Raw genomic sequence first — 16,308 nt, 5'->3', positions numbered from 1 at the left:
CTTGCCGCGAGATGCGCGCTCCCGCCTGGCTGCCCATGCCCGTCCGCCGCACCCTGAGGGTGGTGCGGCGCTACTGGCGTGTCGCGCTGCGGCGGGGCCGCCGTGCCGCCGAGCCGGCCCGCCGGGCCTGGCGCCGGTCGCTGCAACTGCGCGTCGTGGTGCTCACGCTGGTGGCATCCAGTCTGCTGGTCGCCGCGTTCGGCTGGTTCGTGGCGGACCGCAGCGCCAAGATCCTGCTGAGCCGTGCCCAGGACGAGGTGTACAGCCAGCTGCGCGGCAAGGTCGACTACGCGTACAAGCAGCTCACCGTGCACGTCCAGCCGCGTGACCCGAAGCTGCCGCTGACCCTCAGCGAGACCGTGAACTACCTGGCCGACGGCGACCCGGCGGAGAGCGGCGGCGCGGTGGTCGCGATGCGCGCCGAGCGCTACCCCGACCTCAAGCCGGTCACCTCCGCGAACGTCGACACCGCCGCACTGATCACGCCGGACCTGACCCGCGCGGTGGCCGACCAGCGGCGGGTGGCCCGGCAGATCCGCACCGTCGAGGTCGACGGCGTACAGACCAAATATCTGGTGTACGGCTCCCCGGTGCCCACCAGCTTCGGTCACGTCGAGCTGTACTACCTGGTGCCACTGACCACCGAGGACCGGGCCGCCAATCAGATCCGCACCACCGTGCTGGCCACCGGGCTGGCCCTGGTGATCCTGCTGGGCGTGGTCGCCGCGCTGGTCACCCGGCTGGTGGTGACCCCGGTACGGGTCGCCGCGCGCACCGCCCAGCGCCTCTCCGCGGGCCTGCTCGACCAGCGCATGAAGGTGGACGGCGAGGACGACCTGGCCCGGCTCGCCGCGTCCTTCAACCAGATGGCGGCGAACCTGCAGCGGCAGATCGTCCGGCTGGAGGAGATGTCCCGGCTGCAGCGGCGGTTCACCTCCGACGTGTCGCACGAGCTGCGCACCCCGCTGACCACGGTCCGGATGGCCGCTGATCTGATCTTCGCGGAGCGCGACGAGTTCGACCCGACCGTGGCCCGCAGCGCCGAGCTGCTGCAGGCCGAACTGGACCGGTTCGAGAGCCTGCTCACCGACCTGCTCGAGATCAGCCGCTTCGACGCCGGCTTCGCCGCCCTGGACGCCGAGCACGCCGACCTGGTGCCGATCGTGGAGCGGGTCGCGGACCGCCTGGCCGGCCTGGCCGAGCGGGTCGGCGTCGCGATCGAGCTGCGACTGCCGGACCAGCCGGTGATCGCCGAGGTGGACCCGCGCCGGGTCGAGCGGATCCTGCGCAACCTGGTCGGCAACGCGGTCGAGCACGGCGAGGCCCGGCCGGTCGAGGTCACCCTGGCCGCCGACGACGCGGCCGTGGCGGTCACCGTCCGGGACCACGGCGTGGGGCTCAAGGCGGGGGAGGAGCGGCTGGTGTTCAACCGGTTCTGGCGGGCCGACCCGTCCCGGGCGCGGCAGACCGGCGGCACCGGCCTCGGCCTGTCGATCAGCGTCGAGGACGCCCGGTTGCACGGCGGCTGGCTGGAGGCCTGGGGTACGCCCGGCGGCGGCGCCCAGTTCCGCCTGACCCTGCCGGTGCGGGCCGGTGACCGGCTGGTCGCCGCGCCCCTTCCGCTGATCCCGCGGGACCGCAGTGGCGCACCACCGGCGCTCACCGCCCGTCCGGAGCCGGCCGGCGAGGTCGTGGCCGACGCCGCCGAGGTGGCGCGGTGAGGCGGCGGGCGGTGCGGAGCTGGCTGATCGCCGCCGCGGCCACCGCACTGCTGGCCGGCGGGTGCGGCATACCGGACAACAGCGACGTGCTGGCGGTGGCGCCCGGCCCATCGATCGGCACCTCGCCGGGCGGCGACAACAGCCCCACCCGCAACAACCGCGAGGACACCACCGACCGGGCGCAATTTCTGAAGTTCTACCTGTCCGCGGCGGCCGGCGACCCGGACGGCGCGGTCGGCCGGGTCAAGCAGTTTCTGTCACCGGCGGCGGCCGAGACGTTCAAGGCCGCGGTGGACGTCCGGGTGATCCGCCTGGCCGAGGAACCGTTGATCAACCCGGGCAGCGATCAGATCAGCTTCAAGGCCCAGCAGGTCGGCGTGCTGGACGCGAACGGCATCCTGACCCCGTCCGGCGACGCCACGGTGACCAACTACACGATCACCGTGCAGAGCAGCGTGGGTGGCAGTCCCGGCCTGTTCGTCACCAAGCCGCCGCCCGGCCTGCTGATCAGCGACGAGGCGCTGACCCAGTTCTACCGGCCGCGCACCGTCTACTTCTGGAACACCGAGCACACGTCGCTCGTGCCCGACCTGCGGTACCTGCCGGCCAGCGTCCCGGCCACCCAGCAGCCCACCGAGATCATCCGCTGGCTGGCGAACGGCCCGTCGCCGCTGATCCGGGACGCGGTCGACACCCTGCCGCAGGGCACCACGGTGGTCGGCAACGTGCCGGCGGCCAGCAACGACAAGCTCCAGATCGCGCTCACCGGCCAGGCCGTGCCGCCGGAGGACCCGGCCGCGCTGGACCGGTTGCGGCGCCAGCTGATGTGGTCCCTGCGGCCCAACCTGCCCAAGGTGCTCGAGTTGACGGTCGGGCACAACGACCCGGTCGAGTACGACAGCAACGACTACCTGAGCAGCAACGCCGCGTACCGGCTGGCCGACGAGCCGGAACGGTTCGTGGTCTACCAGGGGCAGATCCGCCGGCTGGCCCGCTCCGCGTACGCCCAGGAGGCGGTGCCGCTGCTGCGTCCCGAGGCGAACCGCAACGTCCGGTCCGCCGCGTTCAGCAGCACCAACACGCGCACCTACGCGGCCGTCGTGGTGGCCGAGGGTTCCGGGACGTCGCTGCGGGTGGCCAGTGCCCGCACCGGCGAACTGGCCGACCTGCGCCGGGTGACGCTGCGCGGCCAGATCGGCCCCCCGGTGTGGGTGGTCACCCCGGACCAGCCGGAGGGCACCGGCACCGGCCTGGTCGTGGCCGGCAACCAGCTGTACAGCTTCACCACGAACGGCGGCGCGGCGCGGCGCCTGACCTGGCCGGAGGGCGGCGGGCGGATCACCGCGGTGGCGGTGGCCCCGGACGGGCACCGGGTGGCGGCGATCGTGGACGGCCGGCTCTACCTGGCCGCGCTGGTCACCGCGGGCGACGGCTGGGAGCTGGGCACCCCCCAGCTGCTGCGCACCCCGATGCGGACGCACACCGCGGTGGACTGGAGCAGCGAGGGCTGGCTCGCCATCGGCGGCATCCGGGAACAGAACAACCGGGTGGCGATCATGGACGTGTCGATCGACGGCGCGCAGCGCTCGGAACGGCTGAACGACCTCGGTTCGGTCACGGTGAGCTACCTGACGGCGTACCCGGCCGCCCCGGACAGCGCCCACTCCGACTCGGTGGTGTACGTGGCGAGCGGCGCGGCGTACGAGGCGCTCGTCGACCCGACCCCGATCGGCCCGGCCGACCTCGCGGATCCGGTCGCCGACCCGCCGGCCGGCGCGGCGCCGACCGCGCCGCTGTTCCTGCGGTGACCGCGCTGGCCGGTGCCCTGGCCGACCTGGTGCTGCCCGGTGCCTGCGCCGGGTGCGGGGCGGAGCGGGTGCCGCTGCGCTTCGCCGTCTGCGCCGACTGCGCGGCCGCCCTGGAGGCGCTCGTGCCGCACCCGACCGCGCCCGAGCCGCCGCCGGCCGGCCTGCCGCCGTGCACCGCGCTCGGGCCGTACGCCGGCCCGCTGCGCGGCGTGCTGCTGGGCTACAAGGAGAAGGGCCGGCACCGCCTGGCCGGGCCGCTCGGCGCGCTGCTGGCCGCCGCGGTGGCGACTGCGGCGACCCGGGCCGGCGGCGGCCCCGGCGTGCCGGTCGTGGTGGTGCCGGTGCCGTCCACCGCCCGGGCCGTCCGGGAGCGCCACGGTGACCACATGTCGCGACTCGGCCGGCACGCGGTGCGACGGCTGCGCCGGGCCGGTTGGCGGGCCCAGATCCGGCGGCCGCTCCGGGTCACCCCGCGACCCGACTCTGCGTCACTGGACCCGGCCGGCCGGGTAGCCGCCGCTGAGAGTTCGCTGCGAATCCGGCCCGCTCGAATCCGCGATCTGCGGCGCGATCCGACGATCAGGAGGACGCTGGTGGTAGTCGACGACATCGTCACCACCGGCGCCACGCTGGCCGCGGCGACGACCCGGCTCCGGGAGGCGAATGTGCAGGTGGCGGGTGCGGCGGTGCTGGCCGCCACGCGGTTGCGCAGGACGCCTCCGGGGGATTTGCGGTACTTGCCGCCGGGCGGTTCCGCAAGTGCCTTCCGTCATCCGATCGGTTCACCCAACGAGGGGTGACGGGCGGGCATCCGCACGTTAGCGTCAAGATGACGAGGGTAAGCCACATGCCTTGCCCGTACCGGAGCGCAGTCGTCACGAGCGATCGTCGCGCCGGAAAGGAGCCGTCAAGCCCGTTCGGTCACGCCTCCCGGGGTCGTTCGGTGACTCCCGGCGTACCGAGACCAGCACACCGCGTCGCAATCTGACGCCCGCGGCATCCGCCGCAGCGGCGTCTGCAGGACGAAACGTTGGGGGAGGTCACGAGTGGACATTGTCGTCAAGGGCCGCAACGTAGAGGTTCCCGATCACTATCGGGAACACGTCGCCGACAAGCTGAGCAAGGTCGAGCGCTACGACCAGAAGCTGATGAGAGCGGATGTGGAACTCTTCCACGAGCGCAACCCGCGGCAGTCCGACAAGTGCCAGCGCGTCGAGATCACGGTGATGACCAGAGGTCCCGTGGTACGCGCCGAGGCCTGCGCCAAGGATTTCTATTCCGCCCTGGACGCCGCCATCAACAAGCTCGACGGCCGGTTGCGCCGCGCCGCCGACCGCCGCCGGGTCCACCGGGGGCGCCACGCCCCCGTCTCGGTCGCCGCCGCCACTGCCGGCCTGCCGACCGACCTGCCGAGCCTCGAACCGGTCGCGGACTCCGCACCGGTGGCCACCGCACTCGCCGAGCACGACGACAGCCAGCCGTGGCGGATCGTGCGCGAGAAGGAGCATCCGTCCGACCCGATGACCGTCGACGACGCCCTCTTCCAGATGGAGCTCGTCGGCCACGACTTCTATCTCTTCCTGGACAAGGAGAGCGGCCGGCCCAGCGTGGTGTACCGCCGACGTGGCTACGACTACGGAATCCTGAGCCTGGAAGCCACGGCCTAGAGGCCGAGGCGGTCGACCACGTCCTCCGGGAGGAGGACGAACTGGACGTCGTCGTAGCGGGTGCCGTCGGGGCCGGGCAGGCGGGAGCGCAGGTACGCCTCGCGCCGGAAGCCGGCCTTCTCCAGCACCCGCTGGGAACCCAGGTTCGTCGGCAGCGCGCCGGCGATCAACCGCGCGATGGACGTCTCCGCGAACGCCCAGAGCGCGACCAGCTGCGCCGCCCTGGTGGGGAATCCGCGTCCCCGCCAGGCCGGCAGCATGCTGTAGCCGATCATGGCCTGGGCGGTCGGCGGTTCCTGGTAGAAGAGGCCGATCTCGCCGGCCGGGGTACCCGTGGCGGCATCCGTGATGACCAGGTCGGCGCGCTGACCGGCGAGCCAGTTCGCCGCCGCCCACCCGCACCGCCGGCGCATCTCGGCCGGGCTCGGCGGCACCGGCGGCACGGTCGTCGCCACCACGTCCGCCTCCCGGTGCAGGGCGGCGTAGAAGTCGAGGTCGGCCACGGTGAGCGGACGCAGCGTGATCACCCCGTCGGTGAGTTCGCCGCCCGGCAGGTCCGGCAGCGCTCGCGCCACCGGCCCCGGTGGGTCGGTCGCGAGCCGGGTAAACACCAGCAGGTCGTCACGGCCGCCGTCGGGGTTCGGCGCGGCGCCCCGGCGTACCCCCTCGCGTTGGAATCCGGCCGCCATCGCGGCCCGCTGGCCGAACGGGTCCTCACCGTGCGTGATGAGCTCCAGCCGGGCCAGGCCGGCCGCGAACGCGCGCCCGGCCAGGGCCCGCAACGCGGCCGTGCCGACCCCGCGGCCGCGGTCCGCCGGACGCACCCAGCAGCCGATCTCCGCCTGGCCTCGGGCCGGCACCACCCGGTCCAGGGCGACGCTGCCGAGCAGCCGGTCCGACTCCGGTTCGGCGATCACCAGCACGTCGCCGCCGCCGGCCCGGATCTGCGGCACCTCGGTCCGGACGAACCGGTCACCGAGTCCGGCCGCCAGCGCGTCGTGGTCGTCGGGGCGCAGGTCGCGCAGTCGCACCGCCGTCATGCCGTCATCTCCCTCGCCAGCATCGAGGCCACCCAGCAGTCGCGCCGGCGCCCGTCCTGCTCGTACCCGGATCGCAGCACACCCTCGACGGTGAAGCCGGCCTTCTCCGCGGTCCGCCGGGAGGCGTCGTTGCCGACCTCGGCCTGCCACTGGATCCGGGCCAGCCCGAGCTGGGTGACGCCCCACCGGGTCAGCGCCCGCAACGCGGCGGTGGCGTGACCGCGCCCGCGGGCCTCCGGCAGCATCGCGTAGCCCACCTCGCCGACCTCCGGGTCGTCGCCGATCCGCAGGTCCGCGATGCCGGTGAAGGCGTCGTCCGGTCCGGCCACCACGAACACCGCCTCCTCGCCCCGGGCCCACTGCCAGCGCACCGTGTCGACCAGGAAACGGTGGATGTCCGCGTCGGTGGCCTGTTCGGGTACGCCGTACCAACGAATGATCTCCGGGTCCCGGTATGCCGCGCGCAGCCCGGCCGTGTCCCGGGCGGCCGGCGGCCGCAGCGAGACCGGACCGGCGACCAGCGTCGGCGGGTCGCCGCCGAACACCGTGGCCTGCCGCCGGACCGCCGGGCCGACGTCGTGGCCGGGCCCGGTCAGATCCCCGGGTACGAGCGCCGCCAGCCATTCCTCCGGCTGCCCCGACGACGCCGGCCGCACCCCGATCATCCGGAACCCGAGCCGCAGCGCGGTGAGCCGGGCGGGGTGGTCGCCGACCACCGCGCACCAGTCGGCCCGGACCAGGCCGAGGCGCTCGAACGCCCAGCCCAGCAGCGCCCGGCCGGCGTGCGTGGCGACCACCGCGGAGCGGGCCCAGGGAGCGACCCAGTAGTCGAACGTGGCCGTGCCGCGGGACCGGTCGAGTGCGTTCAGGCAGGCGCCGCCGAGCAGGGTTCCGTCCCCGGCGTCGCACACCGCGAGCGAGACCGCGTCCGCACCGACCGGTTCCGGGTCCCGGCCGGCCCGCCGCACGTCCGCCACGTCCGCCGGCCGCCACGGTCGCAGCAGGAGGTCATCGGTGCGGATTTCCACCATTTGCACCCGGCCATCCTGCCCGGCCACGCCGACCGGCACCACCGGGTTGCCGAGTGGCCCGAAGATGCGCTGTCAGCGAACTCTCAGCCGTTTTTCGACTGTTTTGCGCGGTTAACAGGAGGCTCGGGTCACGGTCGTCCCCGAAGGGCGCCTACGATGGTTCGGCAGACTGTCTAGGGGAGCGCTGACCCGTGTCGATTTTGGAAAAGGTGCTACGCGCCGGCGAAGGTCGCCTGGTGCGTCGGCTCAAAGGGATCGCAGACGCGGTCACGTCGATCGAGAACGATTACGTCAATCTGACCGACGACGAGTTGCGCGAGCTCACCGAGCAGTACAAGGAGCGGTACGCCGACGGCGAGTCACTGGACTCGCTCCTGGTCGAGGCGTTCGCGACTGCTCGCGAGGGTGCCCGCCGGGTGCTCGGCCAGCGGGCCTACGACGTCCAGCTGATGGGCGGCGCCGCGCTGCACTTCGGCAACATCCCGGAGATGAAGACCGGTGAGGGCAAGACCCTGACCGGCGTGTTCCCGGCCTACCTCAACGCGTTGAGCGGCAAGGGCGTGCACATCATCACGGTGAACGACTACCTGGCCCAGCGCGACGCCGAGTGGGTCGGCCGGATCCACGAGTTCCTCGGGCTCACCGTCGGCGTGATTCTGCCGAACCGGCCGGCCGCCGAGCACCGCGCCGCCTACCTGTGCGACATCACCTACGGCACCAACAACGAGTTCGGCTTCGACTACCTGCGCGACAACATGGCGTGGTCGAAGGACGAGCTAGTGCAGCGCGGGCACAACTTCGCGATCGTCGACGAGGTCGACTCCATCCTGATCGACGAGGCGCGCACCCCGCTGATCATCTCCGGCCCGGCCGAGCACTCCGCCCGCTGGTACGGCGAGTTCGCCGCGCTGGTCGGCCGCCTGCAGAAGGGCAAGGACGGCGAGGGCGACTACGAGGTCGACGAGGCCAAGCGGACCGTCGCGATCACCGAGCGCGGCGTCTCCCGGGTGGAGGACCGCCTCGGCATCGACAACCTGTACGAGTCGGTGAACACGCCGCTGGTGGGCTACCTGAACAACGCCATCAAGGCCAAGGAGCTCTACAAGCGGGACAAGGACTACATCGTCAACGAGGGCGGCGAGGTCCTCATCGTCGACGAGTTCACCGGCCGCATCCTGCACGGCCGCCGCTACAACGAGGGCATGCACCAGGCCATCGAGGCCAAGGAGGGGGTGGAGGTCAAGCAGGAGAACCAGACCCTGGCGACCATCACCCTGCAGAACTACTTCCGGCTGTACGAGAAGCTCGGCGGCATGACCGGTACCGCGCAGACCGAGGCCGGCGAGTTCAACAAGGTCTACAGCGTCGGCGTGGTGAGCATCCCGACCCACCGCCCGATGATCCGCGTCGACCACCCGGACGTCATCTACAAGACCGAGAAGGCCAAGTTCAACGCGGTCATCGAGGACATCGCCGAGCGGCACGCCACCGGTCAGCCGGTCCTGGTCGGCACGGTGTCGGTGGAGAACTCCGAGATCCTCTCCACCCTGCTGCGCCGCCGCGGCATCCCGCACGCCGTGCTCAACGCGAAGTTCCACGCCCAGGAGGCGACGATCATCGCGCAGGCCGGCCGCAAGGGCGCGGTCACCGTGGCCACCAACATGGCCGGCCGCGGCACCGACATCCTGCTCGGCGGCAACCCCGAGTTCCTGGCCGCGGCCGAGCTGCATCAGCGCGGGCTCGACCCGGTGGAGGCCCCGGAGGAGTACGCGAAGGCGCTCGACGAGGTCATGCCGGCCGTCAAGGAGGCCTGCGAGACCGAGGCCGCCGAGGTGATCGCGGCCGGCGGGCTGTACGTGCTGGGCACCGAGCGGCACGACTCCCGCCGCATCGACAACCAGCTGCGCGGCCGCTCCGGCCGGCAGGGCGACCCGGGCGAGTCCCGGTTCTACCTGTCGCTGCAGGACGACCTCATGAAGCGGTTCCGGGCCGGCGCGGTCGAGGCCGTCATGGAGCGGTTCAACATCCCCGAGGACGTGCCCATCGAGTCCAAGATGGTGACGCGGCAGATCCGCAGCGCGCAGACCCAGATCGAGGGCCAGAACGCCGAGATCCGCAAGAACGTCCTCAAGTACGACGAGGTGCTCAACAAGCAGCGCCAGGTCATCTACGCCGAGCGCCGCCGCGTGCTCAACGGCGAGGACATGCACGACCAGGCCCAGCACATGATCGACGACGTGGTCGAAGACTACGTCCGCGCCGCCACCAGCGAGGGCTACGCCGAGGACTGGGACCTCGACCAGCTGTGGACCAACCTCCGCCGGCTGTACCCGGTCAGCATCACCGTCGAGGACGTCATCGAGGAGTCCGGCGGCGAGCGCAGCTCGATCGACCAGGACTTCCTCATCCAGCAGCTGAAAGAGGACGCGCGGGCGGCGTACCAGGCCCGCGAGGAAGAGCTGGGCGCCGAGGCGGTACGCGAACTCGAGCGCCAGGTTCTGCTCGCCGTGATCGACCGCAAGTGGCGCGAGCACCTGTACGAGATGGACTACCTGCAGGAAGGCATCAGCCTGCGGGCGTACGCCCAGCGCGACCCGGTGGTCGAGTACCAGCGCGAGGGCTTCGACATGTTCAACCAGATGATGGAGGGCATCAAGGAGGAGGCCGCCGGCTTCCTGTTCAACCTGGAGGTCCAGGTCGAAGAGCAGCCCACCGTCACGGTCGACCCGACCAAGGCGGTCCCGCTGCCCACCTCGGCCCAGGCCGCCGGCGACGGCGCCGAATCGCACGTCGAGGTCCGCGCCAAGGGACTGGGCGGCGGCCGTCGCCCGCAGAACCTGCAGTACACCGCCCCCGCCATCGACGGCGAGGCCGGTGCCGGCGCCCCGGTCATCCAGCAGCAGCAGGCGCCTGCGCTCGGCATCGGCAACGGCAGCTCGCCGGTGCCCGCCAGCCCCGCGCACACCGGCGCCAACCGCAAGACCCCGACCAACCGCACCGCCCAGGCCGAGTCGGCCGGCCCGTCCCGGAACGCGCCGTGCTACTGCGGCTCGGGCAAGAAGTACAAGCGCTGCCACGGCGCCCCGGGCGCCGTCTGACCGCCCCGGTCCGCCGAACGGCCCGCACATCCGGCTCACGCCGCGCTGTGCGGGCCGTTTCCGTTCGGCGCGCGCAGGTTCCCCGGGCCGTCCTCCGCCGGGCGCGCGGCCCCGGGCGGGTGGGGTGCCGGGGTGCTCGGTGCTCGCCGCTGTGGATGAGCCCGGGACGTCCGCCGCCTATGTCGCTCAGTGGACGCCCCGGGGGCTTGTGGGTGCCGCTCGGGCCAGTAGATCAGAGAAGGTGCAGCGTTGTGGCGCACCAGCTTTGTTGGTGCAACTCCAGACGCAGTGCCATGGCCCAGGTGCGTTCCCCGGTCACCAGCAGCACCGCCGCCTCCACCGCACCCGGGCGCGGCTCGCACAGCCGCGCCTTGAGCACCGCCACCGGTCCCGCCTGCCGCCGATGCCGGTGCGGCCCTCGGACGGCGCGGCGCAACTCCGCGACCCGCTGGGAACCGGTCAATCCCTGCGCCACCACCCGCGCCGCCTCGGTGGGCAGCGCCAACCGGCGGAGGTGGGCGGCCGGCCGGTAGCCGTTCAGCACCTCGACACACATGCTGACGAAGCGCCGCACGGCCAGCCGCGCATCCCCGGAGGCGCCGGCCACCACCGGCGGTGCCGAGCCCTGGGCGGGACCCACGCACGCCAGACCGGCCGGCCCGGGACCGGTCAGTCCGGGACCGGTCGGCCCGGGACCGGCGGGGCCGGTTTTCCACCTCTGCCCGTCCATCCTCGGCGTTCCTGCCCCTCCGGGCGCCCGTGTGCCGGCCGGGCCGCCCGTGCCGGTGGGCTCGCCACGCGGCGGCGGGGCGGGCCATTCCAGTGCCAACTGATGGGGGGACGACCATGCCTGCGGATCCCGCTCGTCGTCGAAGGGCGGATCGCAGCGGGGCACCGGCCGGAGTCGGATCGCGGGCCGGGGCCCCTGGGGCGCCACTTCGACCGTCGACATATCGCACCACCGATCCCTGCGTTTGCCTTCGTTTGCTTGTGACAACGAGTCTGCAGACGGCACTCAGAGACGTCAATCCCCTGTGGACAACCTGGGGATAACCCGATCCGGCCATCCGCAGCGGTGGGCGGAACGACCGATGGCCGTCAGGGGAGGTGGCGGGGGCAGCGCCGCCGGTGACCTACTCGGGGTCCCGCTCGACCAGCGGATTCTGGCTGACCCATTCGGCCGTTTCGGCGTACTTCTGCTGGATGTAGGTCTCCAGTCGGGCGCGCTCGACGCGCCACTGACCGCGCCCACCGATCTTGATCGCGGGCAACTCCCCGCTGCGCACCATGTGGTAGACCTGCGAGTCCGAGACGTTCAGCTCCGCTGCCACTTCGGACAGCAGCATGAACCTGGCCTCCATGATCCGATCCTATATCCCTCGGTTTGCCTTCGACGGCCTGCGTTAGGGACCGGCGACGGCGCGACCGGTCAGTGGACTGGAGTAGACCACGCTGGTGGTCACCGAGCCCAGCCCGGAGATCCGGCCGGTCACCTCCTCGAGGTGGCGCATGGAGCGGGCCAGCACCTTCAGCACGAAGCAGTCCTCGCCGGTGACGTGGTGCGCCTCGACGATCTCGGGCGTGGTGTCCAGCAGCGCGTGGAACGGCCGGTAGTTGCCGGTGGGATAGCGCAGCCGGACGAACGCCATCACCTGCAGCCCGACGCGCTCCGGGTCGACCGTGGCGCGATAGCCGGCGATCACCCCGGCCTCCTCCAGGCGGCGTACCCGCTCGGCCACGGCGCTGGGCGACATGGCGACCACCCGGGCCAGGTCGGCGTAGCTGGCCCGGCCGTCGCGCTGCAGTTCCTCGAGCAGGCGCCAATCGGTACGGTCGACCGTGAGATCCGCTGCCATCCGCCCAATGTACCGGTGAATCCCCGGTGGTCGGGGCCAGGTGCCGTTGACATCCCCTGTGACCCGCCGCGCCGGGGACCTAGCGTTTCGGCATGACGATCTTCGACTCAGCGCGGGCCGTGGAGTTCTTCGCCGAACGGCTCGCCTTCCAGACCGACGCTGCCGACGTACGGGCCGCCATGGCCGGCGGGGACCCGGGGTTCGTGCTCGTCGACACCCGGAACACCGAGTCCTGGGACCACGGGCACATCCCGGGGGCGATCCACCTGCCGCACGCCGACATCGCCAAGCGGGCCCGGGACCTGATCGACCCGGCGGCGCCGGTGGTGGCGTACTGCTGGGGTCCCGGGTGCAACGGCGCCACCCGGGCGGCGCTGGCGTTCGCCCGGGAGGGGTACGCGGTGCGGGAGATGCTCGGCGGGATCGAGTACTGGATCCGGGAGGGCGGTCCGCTGCGTACCGCGGGCGGTGAGGTCCGTCGCCCGGCGGACCCGTTGACGTCGCCGGTGCATGGGCCGTCCTGCGGCTGCTGACCCGCCCCGGGCGGCGCTCACTGGTACACCACCGTCGTTATCGGCCGGTCATAGCAGCGTCGGTGTACCACTGGAGCGCTCCAGTGGTACACCACCGCCGGAAAGACACGGCACGGACACGACTGGGGGAATAGGCTTTCCGGCCGCCGCACCGGCGGTGTACTACGGGTGAGCCCAACCGCAGGAGGAAACGCGTGCCGATCACCGACCTGGTCCGGGTCTACATCCCGGCCACCGTGCCGATGCTGGCCGCTCTGCGCGTCGACGGCCGGCTCGGCACCGGCCCGACGGTGGCGCACGCGGTCACCCCGGCGCTGCGTGAGTGGTACGCCGAGGGCGACGAGGAAGAGCTGGAGTACGTGGCGTTCACCCGGGCCGCTCAGGCCGCGCTGCAGCTCCTCCGGCACGATCCGGCGGCCCCTCGCCGGCGGGTGGTGGTCTCGGCCGACGTGCCCTCCGGCGACCTGGTCCGGGAGGACGTCGAGCTGGGCTCCAGCACGGTGCGCCTGCCGCAGCCGGTGTCCCTGAAGGAGATCGCCTCCATCCACCTGGACGGTGCGGACGCGGCCGAGTCCGTCGCGGCGGCCGCCGAGGTGGTGGAGGAGGCGCTGGCGGGAGACCCGGACGCCCAGTTCACGGTGGACGGGGCGGAGGATCACGAGCTGGAGTGGTACGCGGTCTCGGAGCTGGACGGGCTCACCTAGCCGGCGGCTGCAGGGTGCGGCCGACCGCGATGATGGCGGTGACCGCGCCGACGAACAGGATGATCAGGCCGCCGTTGAGCCGGGAGCCGCTGAGCATCTGCTGCACCGTCAGTTCCAGCTCGCTGACCCGTCCGGCCAGGTCGACGACGCGGGCGCCGGCGGTGCGGGTGAGCAGCTCGGCGAGCACCAGGACCAGGCCGGGGGCGGCCCCGGCCAGGGCGTACATCGGCCAGGGCGGGGCGGTGCCGGCGTCGCGGCGGGAGGCCCGGCGCAGGGCGGTGTACGCCACCACGCCGGCGGCCACGCCACTCAGCACGGCCTGCAGGAGCGAGTACCAGTTCGCGGCGGACGACTGCGCGGCCTGGCTGTCGCCGCCGCCGAGCAGGTCCCGGGCCGGGTTCTGCACCACGGCCAGGCTGAGCACGAAGCCGACCGCGAACACCGCGATCGCCGCCCAGCAGCCCGCCGCCACCACCCGGGGCGCGCGCACGCCGGCCAGCGCGCCACCGATCGTCGCGGCGGCGGCCACGGTGCCGCCGAGGACCGCGTACACCCAGCCCTCGGTGTTGATCGTGATGACGGAGAGCGCGCCCAGCAGGCCGAGCGTCAGTCCCGCGCCGATGGCGACCGCGAAGCGGGCGGTGGGTCCCAGGGTGCGGCGGCGGCCGGCCAGCGCGAGTGCGGTGAGCGCGACGGCCGCGCCGGCGACCAGGCTGGCGGAGATCGCCCCGGGCAGGGCGTACGCGGCCGAGGTGACCTCCGACTCGGCGTCCACCCGGCCGGTGATGGTGGCCCGGGCCGACCAGAGCAGCGCGGCCATGTACAGCGTGCCGACGGCGGCGAGCACGATCCCGGTGGCCGGCGGCCGCTCCGCGGGCGCCTTCGGGACCACGGCTTCCTCCTGCGTACTCATGCGGCTCAGGGTACGCGCGGGGCCCTGAACGGTCGTTCGCCCCGTGCGAGGATGGTGATGATCCCAGGAGACGACGTCGAGGAGTGCGAGATGGACGCCCAGCTTTCCGTGCCGGAGCCGCGGAACGAGCCGGTACGCAGCTATCCGCCGGGCAGTGCCGAGCGGGCCGCGCTGCAGGCCCGGGTGGCGGCGCTGCGCGGTGACCGCCTCGACCTGACCATGACGATCGGCGGCGTCCAGTCGATGGGCGGCGGCGAGGCGATCGAGGTGGTCCAGCCGCACCGCCGGCGGGACGTGCTCGGCGTGACCGGCAACGCCACCCGGGAGGACGCGACCGCCGCGGTGCGGGCCGCGAAGCAGGCCGCGCCGATGTGGCGGTCGCTGCCGTTCAGTGAGCGCGCCGCGGTGTTCCTGCGCGCCGCCGAGCTGCTCGCCGGAGGCTGGCGGGACACGCTGAACGCGGCCACCATTCTGGGGCAGTCGAAGTCCTGCTACCAGGCGGAGATCGACGCGGCCTGCGAGCTGATCGACTTCCTGCGGTTCAACGTCGCGTACGGCGAGCAGGTCCTGCGCGAGCAGCCGCAGTCGTCCCCGGGCGTGTGGAACCGGTTCGACCACCGGCCGCTCGAGGGCTTCGTGTACGCGATCACCCCGTTCAACTTCACCGCGATCGCCGGCAACCTGCCCTCCGCGCCCGCGCTGATGGGCAACACCGTGGTCTGGAAGCCGTCGCCGACCCAGCAGTTCTCGGCGCACTTCACCATGCGGCTGTTCGAGGCGGCCGGTCTGCCGCCCGGAGTGATCAACATGGTGACCGGGGACGGGCTCGCGGTGTCCGAGGTGGCGCTCGCCGACCCGGACCTGGCCGGCATCCACTTCACCGGGTCCACCGCCACGTTCCGCCACCTGTGGCGTGAGGTGGGCGCGAACATCGACCGCTACCGGTCGTACCCCCGTCTGGTGGGGGAGACCGGCGGCAAGGACTTCGTGGTGGCGCACGCCAGCGCGGACGCCGACGTGCTGCACGCCGCGCTGATCCGCGGGGCCTACGAGTACCAGGGGCAGAAGTGCTCGGCGGCGTCCCGGGCGTATCTGCCGCGGAGCCTCTGGGAGGGTGGCCTGCGGGACCGGCTGGCGGCGTCGGTGGCCGCCATCCAGTACGGCGACGTGACCGACCTGTCCACGTTCGGCGGTGCGGTGATCGACGGCCGGGCGTTCGCGAAGCACGCCGCCGCGCTGGACCGGATCAAGAACAGCGCGTCGTGCACGGTGCTGGCCGGCGGTACGGCCGACGACTCGGAGGGCTGGTTCGTGGCGCCCACGCTGGTGGAGTCGACCGACCCGGCACATGAGATCTTCTCGACCGAGTACTTCGGTCCGATTCTGGGCGTGTACGTCTACGACGACGGCGACTTCGACGACGTGGTGGCCCAGGCGGACGCCGCCTCGCCGTACGCGCTGACCGGGTCCATCGTCGCCACCGACCGTGCGGTGATCGACCGGGTCTCGCACGCGATGCGCTTCACGGCCGGCAACTTCTATGTCAACGACAAGCCGACCGGCGCCGTGGTGGGCCAGCAGCCGTTCGGCGGGGCCCGCGGAAGTGGCACCAACGACAAGGCCGGTTCGGTGCTCAACCTGTTGCGCTGGGTGTCGCCGCGGACGATCAAGGAAACGTTCGACGCGCCGACGGACTGGCGATACCCCCACATGGGATGATCGTCCCGGTATGGGGCCGTTGCGAGTTTATGCGCGACGGCCCCGCCGTTTCCCGCCCGAGAGCCGTCCGTTTTGACGGCTTCCGCCCACGCATCGCCGTCTGGGCGTTTCAGCGTGCCAGTCTACCTCGCGAGACTGATCCAGATGGGTAAAACGCCCGGTCACGACCCTCGTGGTCGGACTGTCTGTGCGGGACAGTCGCATGTGGAGACGCAAAT

13 protein-coding genes and 2 pseudogenes are annotated in these 16,308 nt (G+C 72.4%); 9 read left to right on the top strand and 6 right to left on the bottom strand.

What is annotated here, in order from left to right:
• Window positions 1–35 precede the first annotated feature (35 nt).
• From mtrB to hpf, 4 genes are all read left to right on the top strand, one after another.
• Window positions 36–1,721, top strand: a complete 1,686-nt coding sequence (gene mtrB / locus LDL48_RS22230; RefSeq protein WP_225257241.1) for an MtrAB system histidine kinase MtrB — start codon at window positions 36–38, stop codon at window positions 1,719–1,721.
• Entirely contained in the window at window positions 1,718–3,529 is a 1,812-nt protein-coding gene (locus tag LDL48_RS22225; protein WP_225257119.1) for an LpqB family beta-propeller domain-containing protein, read from the top strand. The genes mtrB and LDL48_RS22225 overlap by 4 nt, the downstream gene beginning before the upstream one ends.
• Window positions 3,526–4,329 carry a phosphoribosyltransferase family protein gene (locus LDL48_RS22220; RefSeq protein WP_225257118.1) on the top strand — a complete coding sequence of 268 codons (804 nt, stop codon included), beginning with the start codon at window positions 3,526–3,528 and terminating at the stop codon, window positions 4,327–4,329. The genes LDL48_RS22225 and LDL48_RS22220 overlap by 4 nt, the downstream gene beginning before the upstream one ends.
• Before the next feature lie 246 nt (window positions 4,330–4,575).
• Window positions 4,576–5,196, top strand: a complete 621-nt coding sequence (gene hpf / locus LDL48_RS22215; RefSeq protein ID WP_225257117.1) for a ribosome hibernation-promoting factor, HPF/YfiA family — start codon at window positions 4,576–4,578, stop codon at window positions 5,194–5,196.
• Here hpf and LDL48_RS22210 read toward each other — a convergent pair.
• Together LDL48_RS22210 and LDL48_RS22205 are read right to left on the bottom strand one after the other, a co-directional pair.
• Window positions 5,193–6,236 carry a GNAT family N-acetyltransferase gene (locus LDL48_RS22210; RefSeq protein WP_225257116.1) on the bottom strand — a complete coding sequence of 348 codons (1,044 nt, stop codon included), beginning with the start codon at window positions 6,234–6,236 and terminating at the stop codon, window positions 5,193–5,195. The two genes, hpf and LDL48_RS22210, sit on opposite strands and share 4 nt — an antisense overlap.
• On the bottom strand, window positions 6,233–7,267 hold the full coding sequence (locus LDL48_RS22205; protein ID WP_225257240.1) for a GNAT family N-acetyltransferase: 1,035 nt from the start codon (window positions 7,265–7,267) through the stop codon (window positions 6,233–6,235). The genes LDL48_RS22210 and LDL48_RS22205 overlap by 4 nt, the downstream gene beginning before the upstream one ends.
• Before the next feature lie 191 nt (window positions 7,268–7,458).
• Here LDL48_RS22205 and secA point away from each other — a divergent pair.
• Window positions 7,459–9,979: pseudogene (gene secA, locus LDL48_RS22200) on the top strand (preprotein translocase subunit SecA); the annotation flags it as partial.
• Between the two features lie 77 nt (window positions 9,980–10,056).
• Window positions 10,057–10,365, top strand: a pseudogene (locus LDL48_RS45100) (SEC-C metal-binding domain-containing protein); the annotation flags it as partial.
• A 232-nt stretch (window positions 10,366–10,597) separates the two neighbouring features.
• Here LDL48_RS45100 and LDL48_RS22195 read toward each other — a convergent pair.
• The 3 genes from LDL48_RS22195 to LDL48_RS22185 all read right to left on the bottom strand — a co-directional run bounded on the left by LDL48_RS22195 (window position 10,598) and on the right by LDL48_RS22185 (window position 12,221).
• Complete coding sequence (locus LDL48_RS22195; RefSeq protein ID WP_225257114.1) at window positions 10,598–11,095, bottom strand: Rv3235 family protein; 498 nt, start codon at window positions 11,093–11,095, stop codon at window positions 10,598–10,600.
• Window positions 11,096–11,498: 403 nt separating this feature from the next.
• Window positions 11,499–11,726 carry a helix-turn-helix domain-containing protein gene (locus LDL48_RS22190; RefSeq protein ID WP_225257113.1) on the bottom strand — a complete coding sequence of 76 codons (228 nt, stop codon included), beginning with the start codon at window positions 11,724–11,726 and terminating at the stop codon, window positions 11,499–11,501.
• A 42-nt stretch (window positions 11,727–11,768) separates the two neighbouring features.
• A complete protein-coding gene (locus LDL48_RS22185; RefSeq protein ID WP_225257112.1) occupies window positions 11,769–12,221 on the bottom strand; it encodes an Lrp/AsnC family transcriptional regulator in 453 nt (150 codons plus the stop codon).
• Between the two features lie 92 nt (window positions 12,222–12,313).
• Between LDL48_RS22185 and LDL48_RS22180 the strand changes: the two genes are divergently transcribed.
• Entirely contained in the window at window positions 12,314–12,754 is a 441-nt protein-coding gene (locus tag LDL48_RS22180; protein ID WP_225257111.1) for a rhodanese-like domain-containing protein, read from the top strand.
• A gap of 242 nt (window positions 12,755–12,996) precedes the next feature.
• Complete coding sequence (locus tag LDL48_RS22175) at window positions 12,997–13,458, top strand: DUF6912 family protein (protein ID WP_225257239.1); 462 nt, start codon at window positions 12,997–12,999, stop codon at window positions 13,456–13,458.
• Here LDL48_RS22175 and LDL48_RS22170 read toward each other — a convergent pair.
• Window positions 13,451–14,371 carry a hypothetical protein gene (locus LDL48_RS22170; protein WP_225257110.1) on the bottom strand — a complete coding sequence of 307 codons (921 nt, stop codon included), beginning with the start codon at window positions 14,369–14,371 and terminating at the stop codon, window positions 13,451–13,453. The two genes, LDL48_RS22175 and LDL48_RS22170, sit on opposite strands and share 8 nt — an antisense overlap.
• A 90-nt stretch (window positions 14,372–14,461) precedes the next feature.
• Here LDL48_RS22170 and pruA point away from each other — a divergent pair, with 90 nt between their 5' ends.
• The gene (pruA, locus tag LDL48_RS22165) at window positions 14,462–16,090 is read left to right on the top strand and encodes an L-glutamate gamma-semialdehyde dehydrogenase (protein ID WP_225257238.1); all 1,629 of its coding nucleotides are present in this window, start codon (window positions 14,462–14,464) and stop codon (window positions 16,088–16,090) included.
• Window positions 16,091–16,308: the final 218 nt, after the last annotated feature.

The sequence above is a fragment of the Jidongwangia harbinensis genome, from assembly GCF_020216025.1.
GTDB classification, from domain to species: domain Bacteria; phylum Actinomycetota; class Actinomycetes; order Mycobacteriales; family Micromonosporaceae; genus Actinoplanes; species Actinoplanes harbinensis.
The sequence above is the reverse complement of the archived record's forward strand: the minus strand, read 5'-3'. Positions and strand labels throughout refer to the sequence as shown.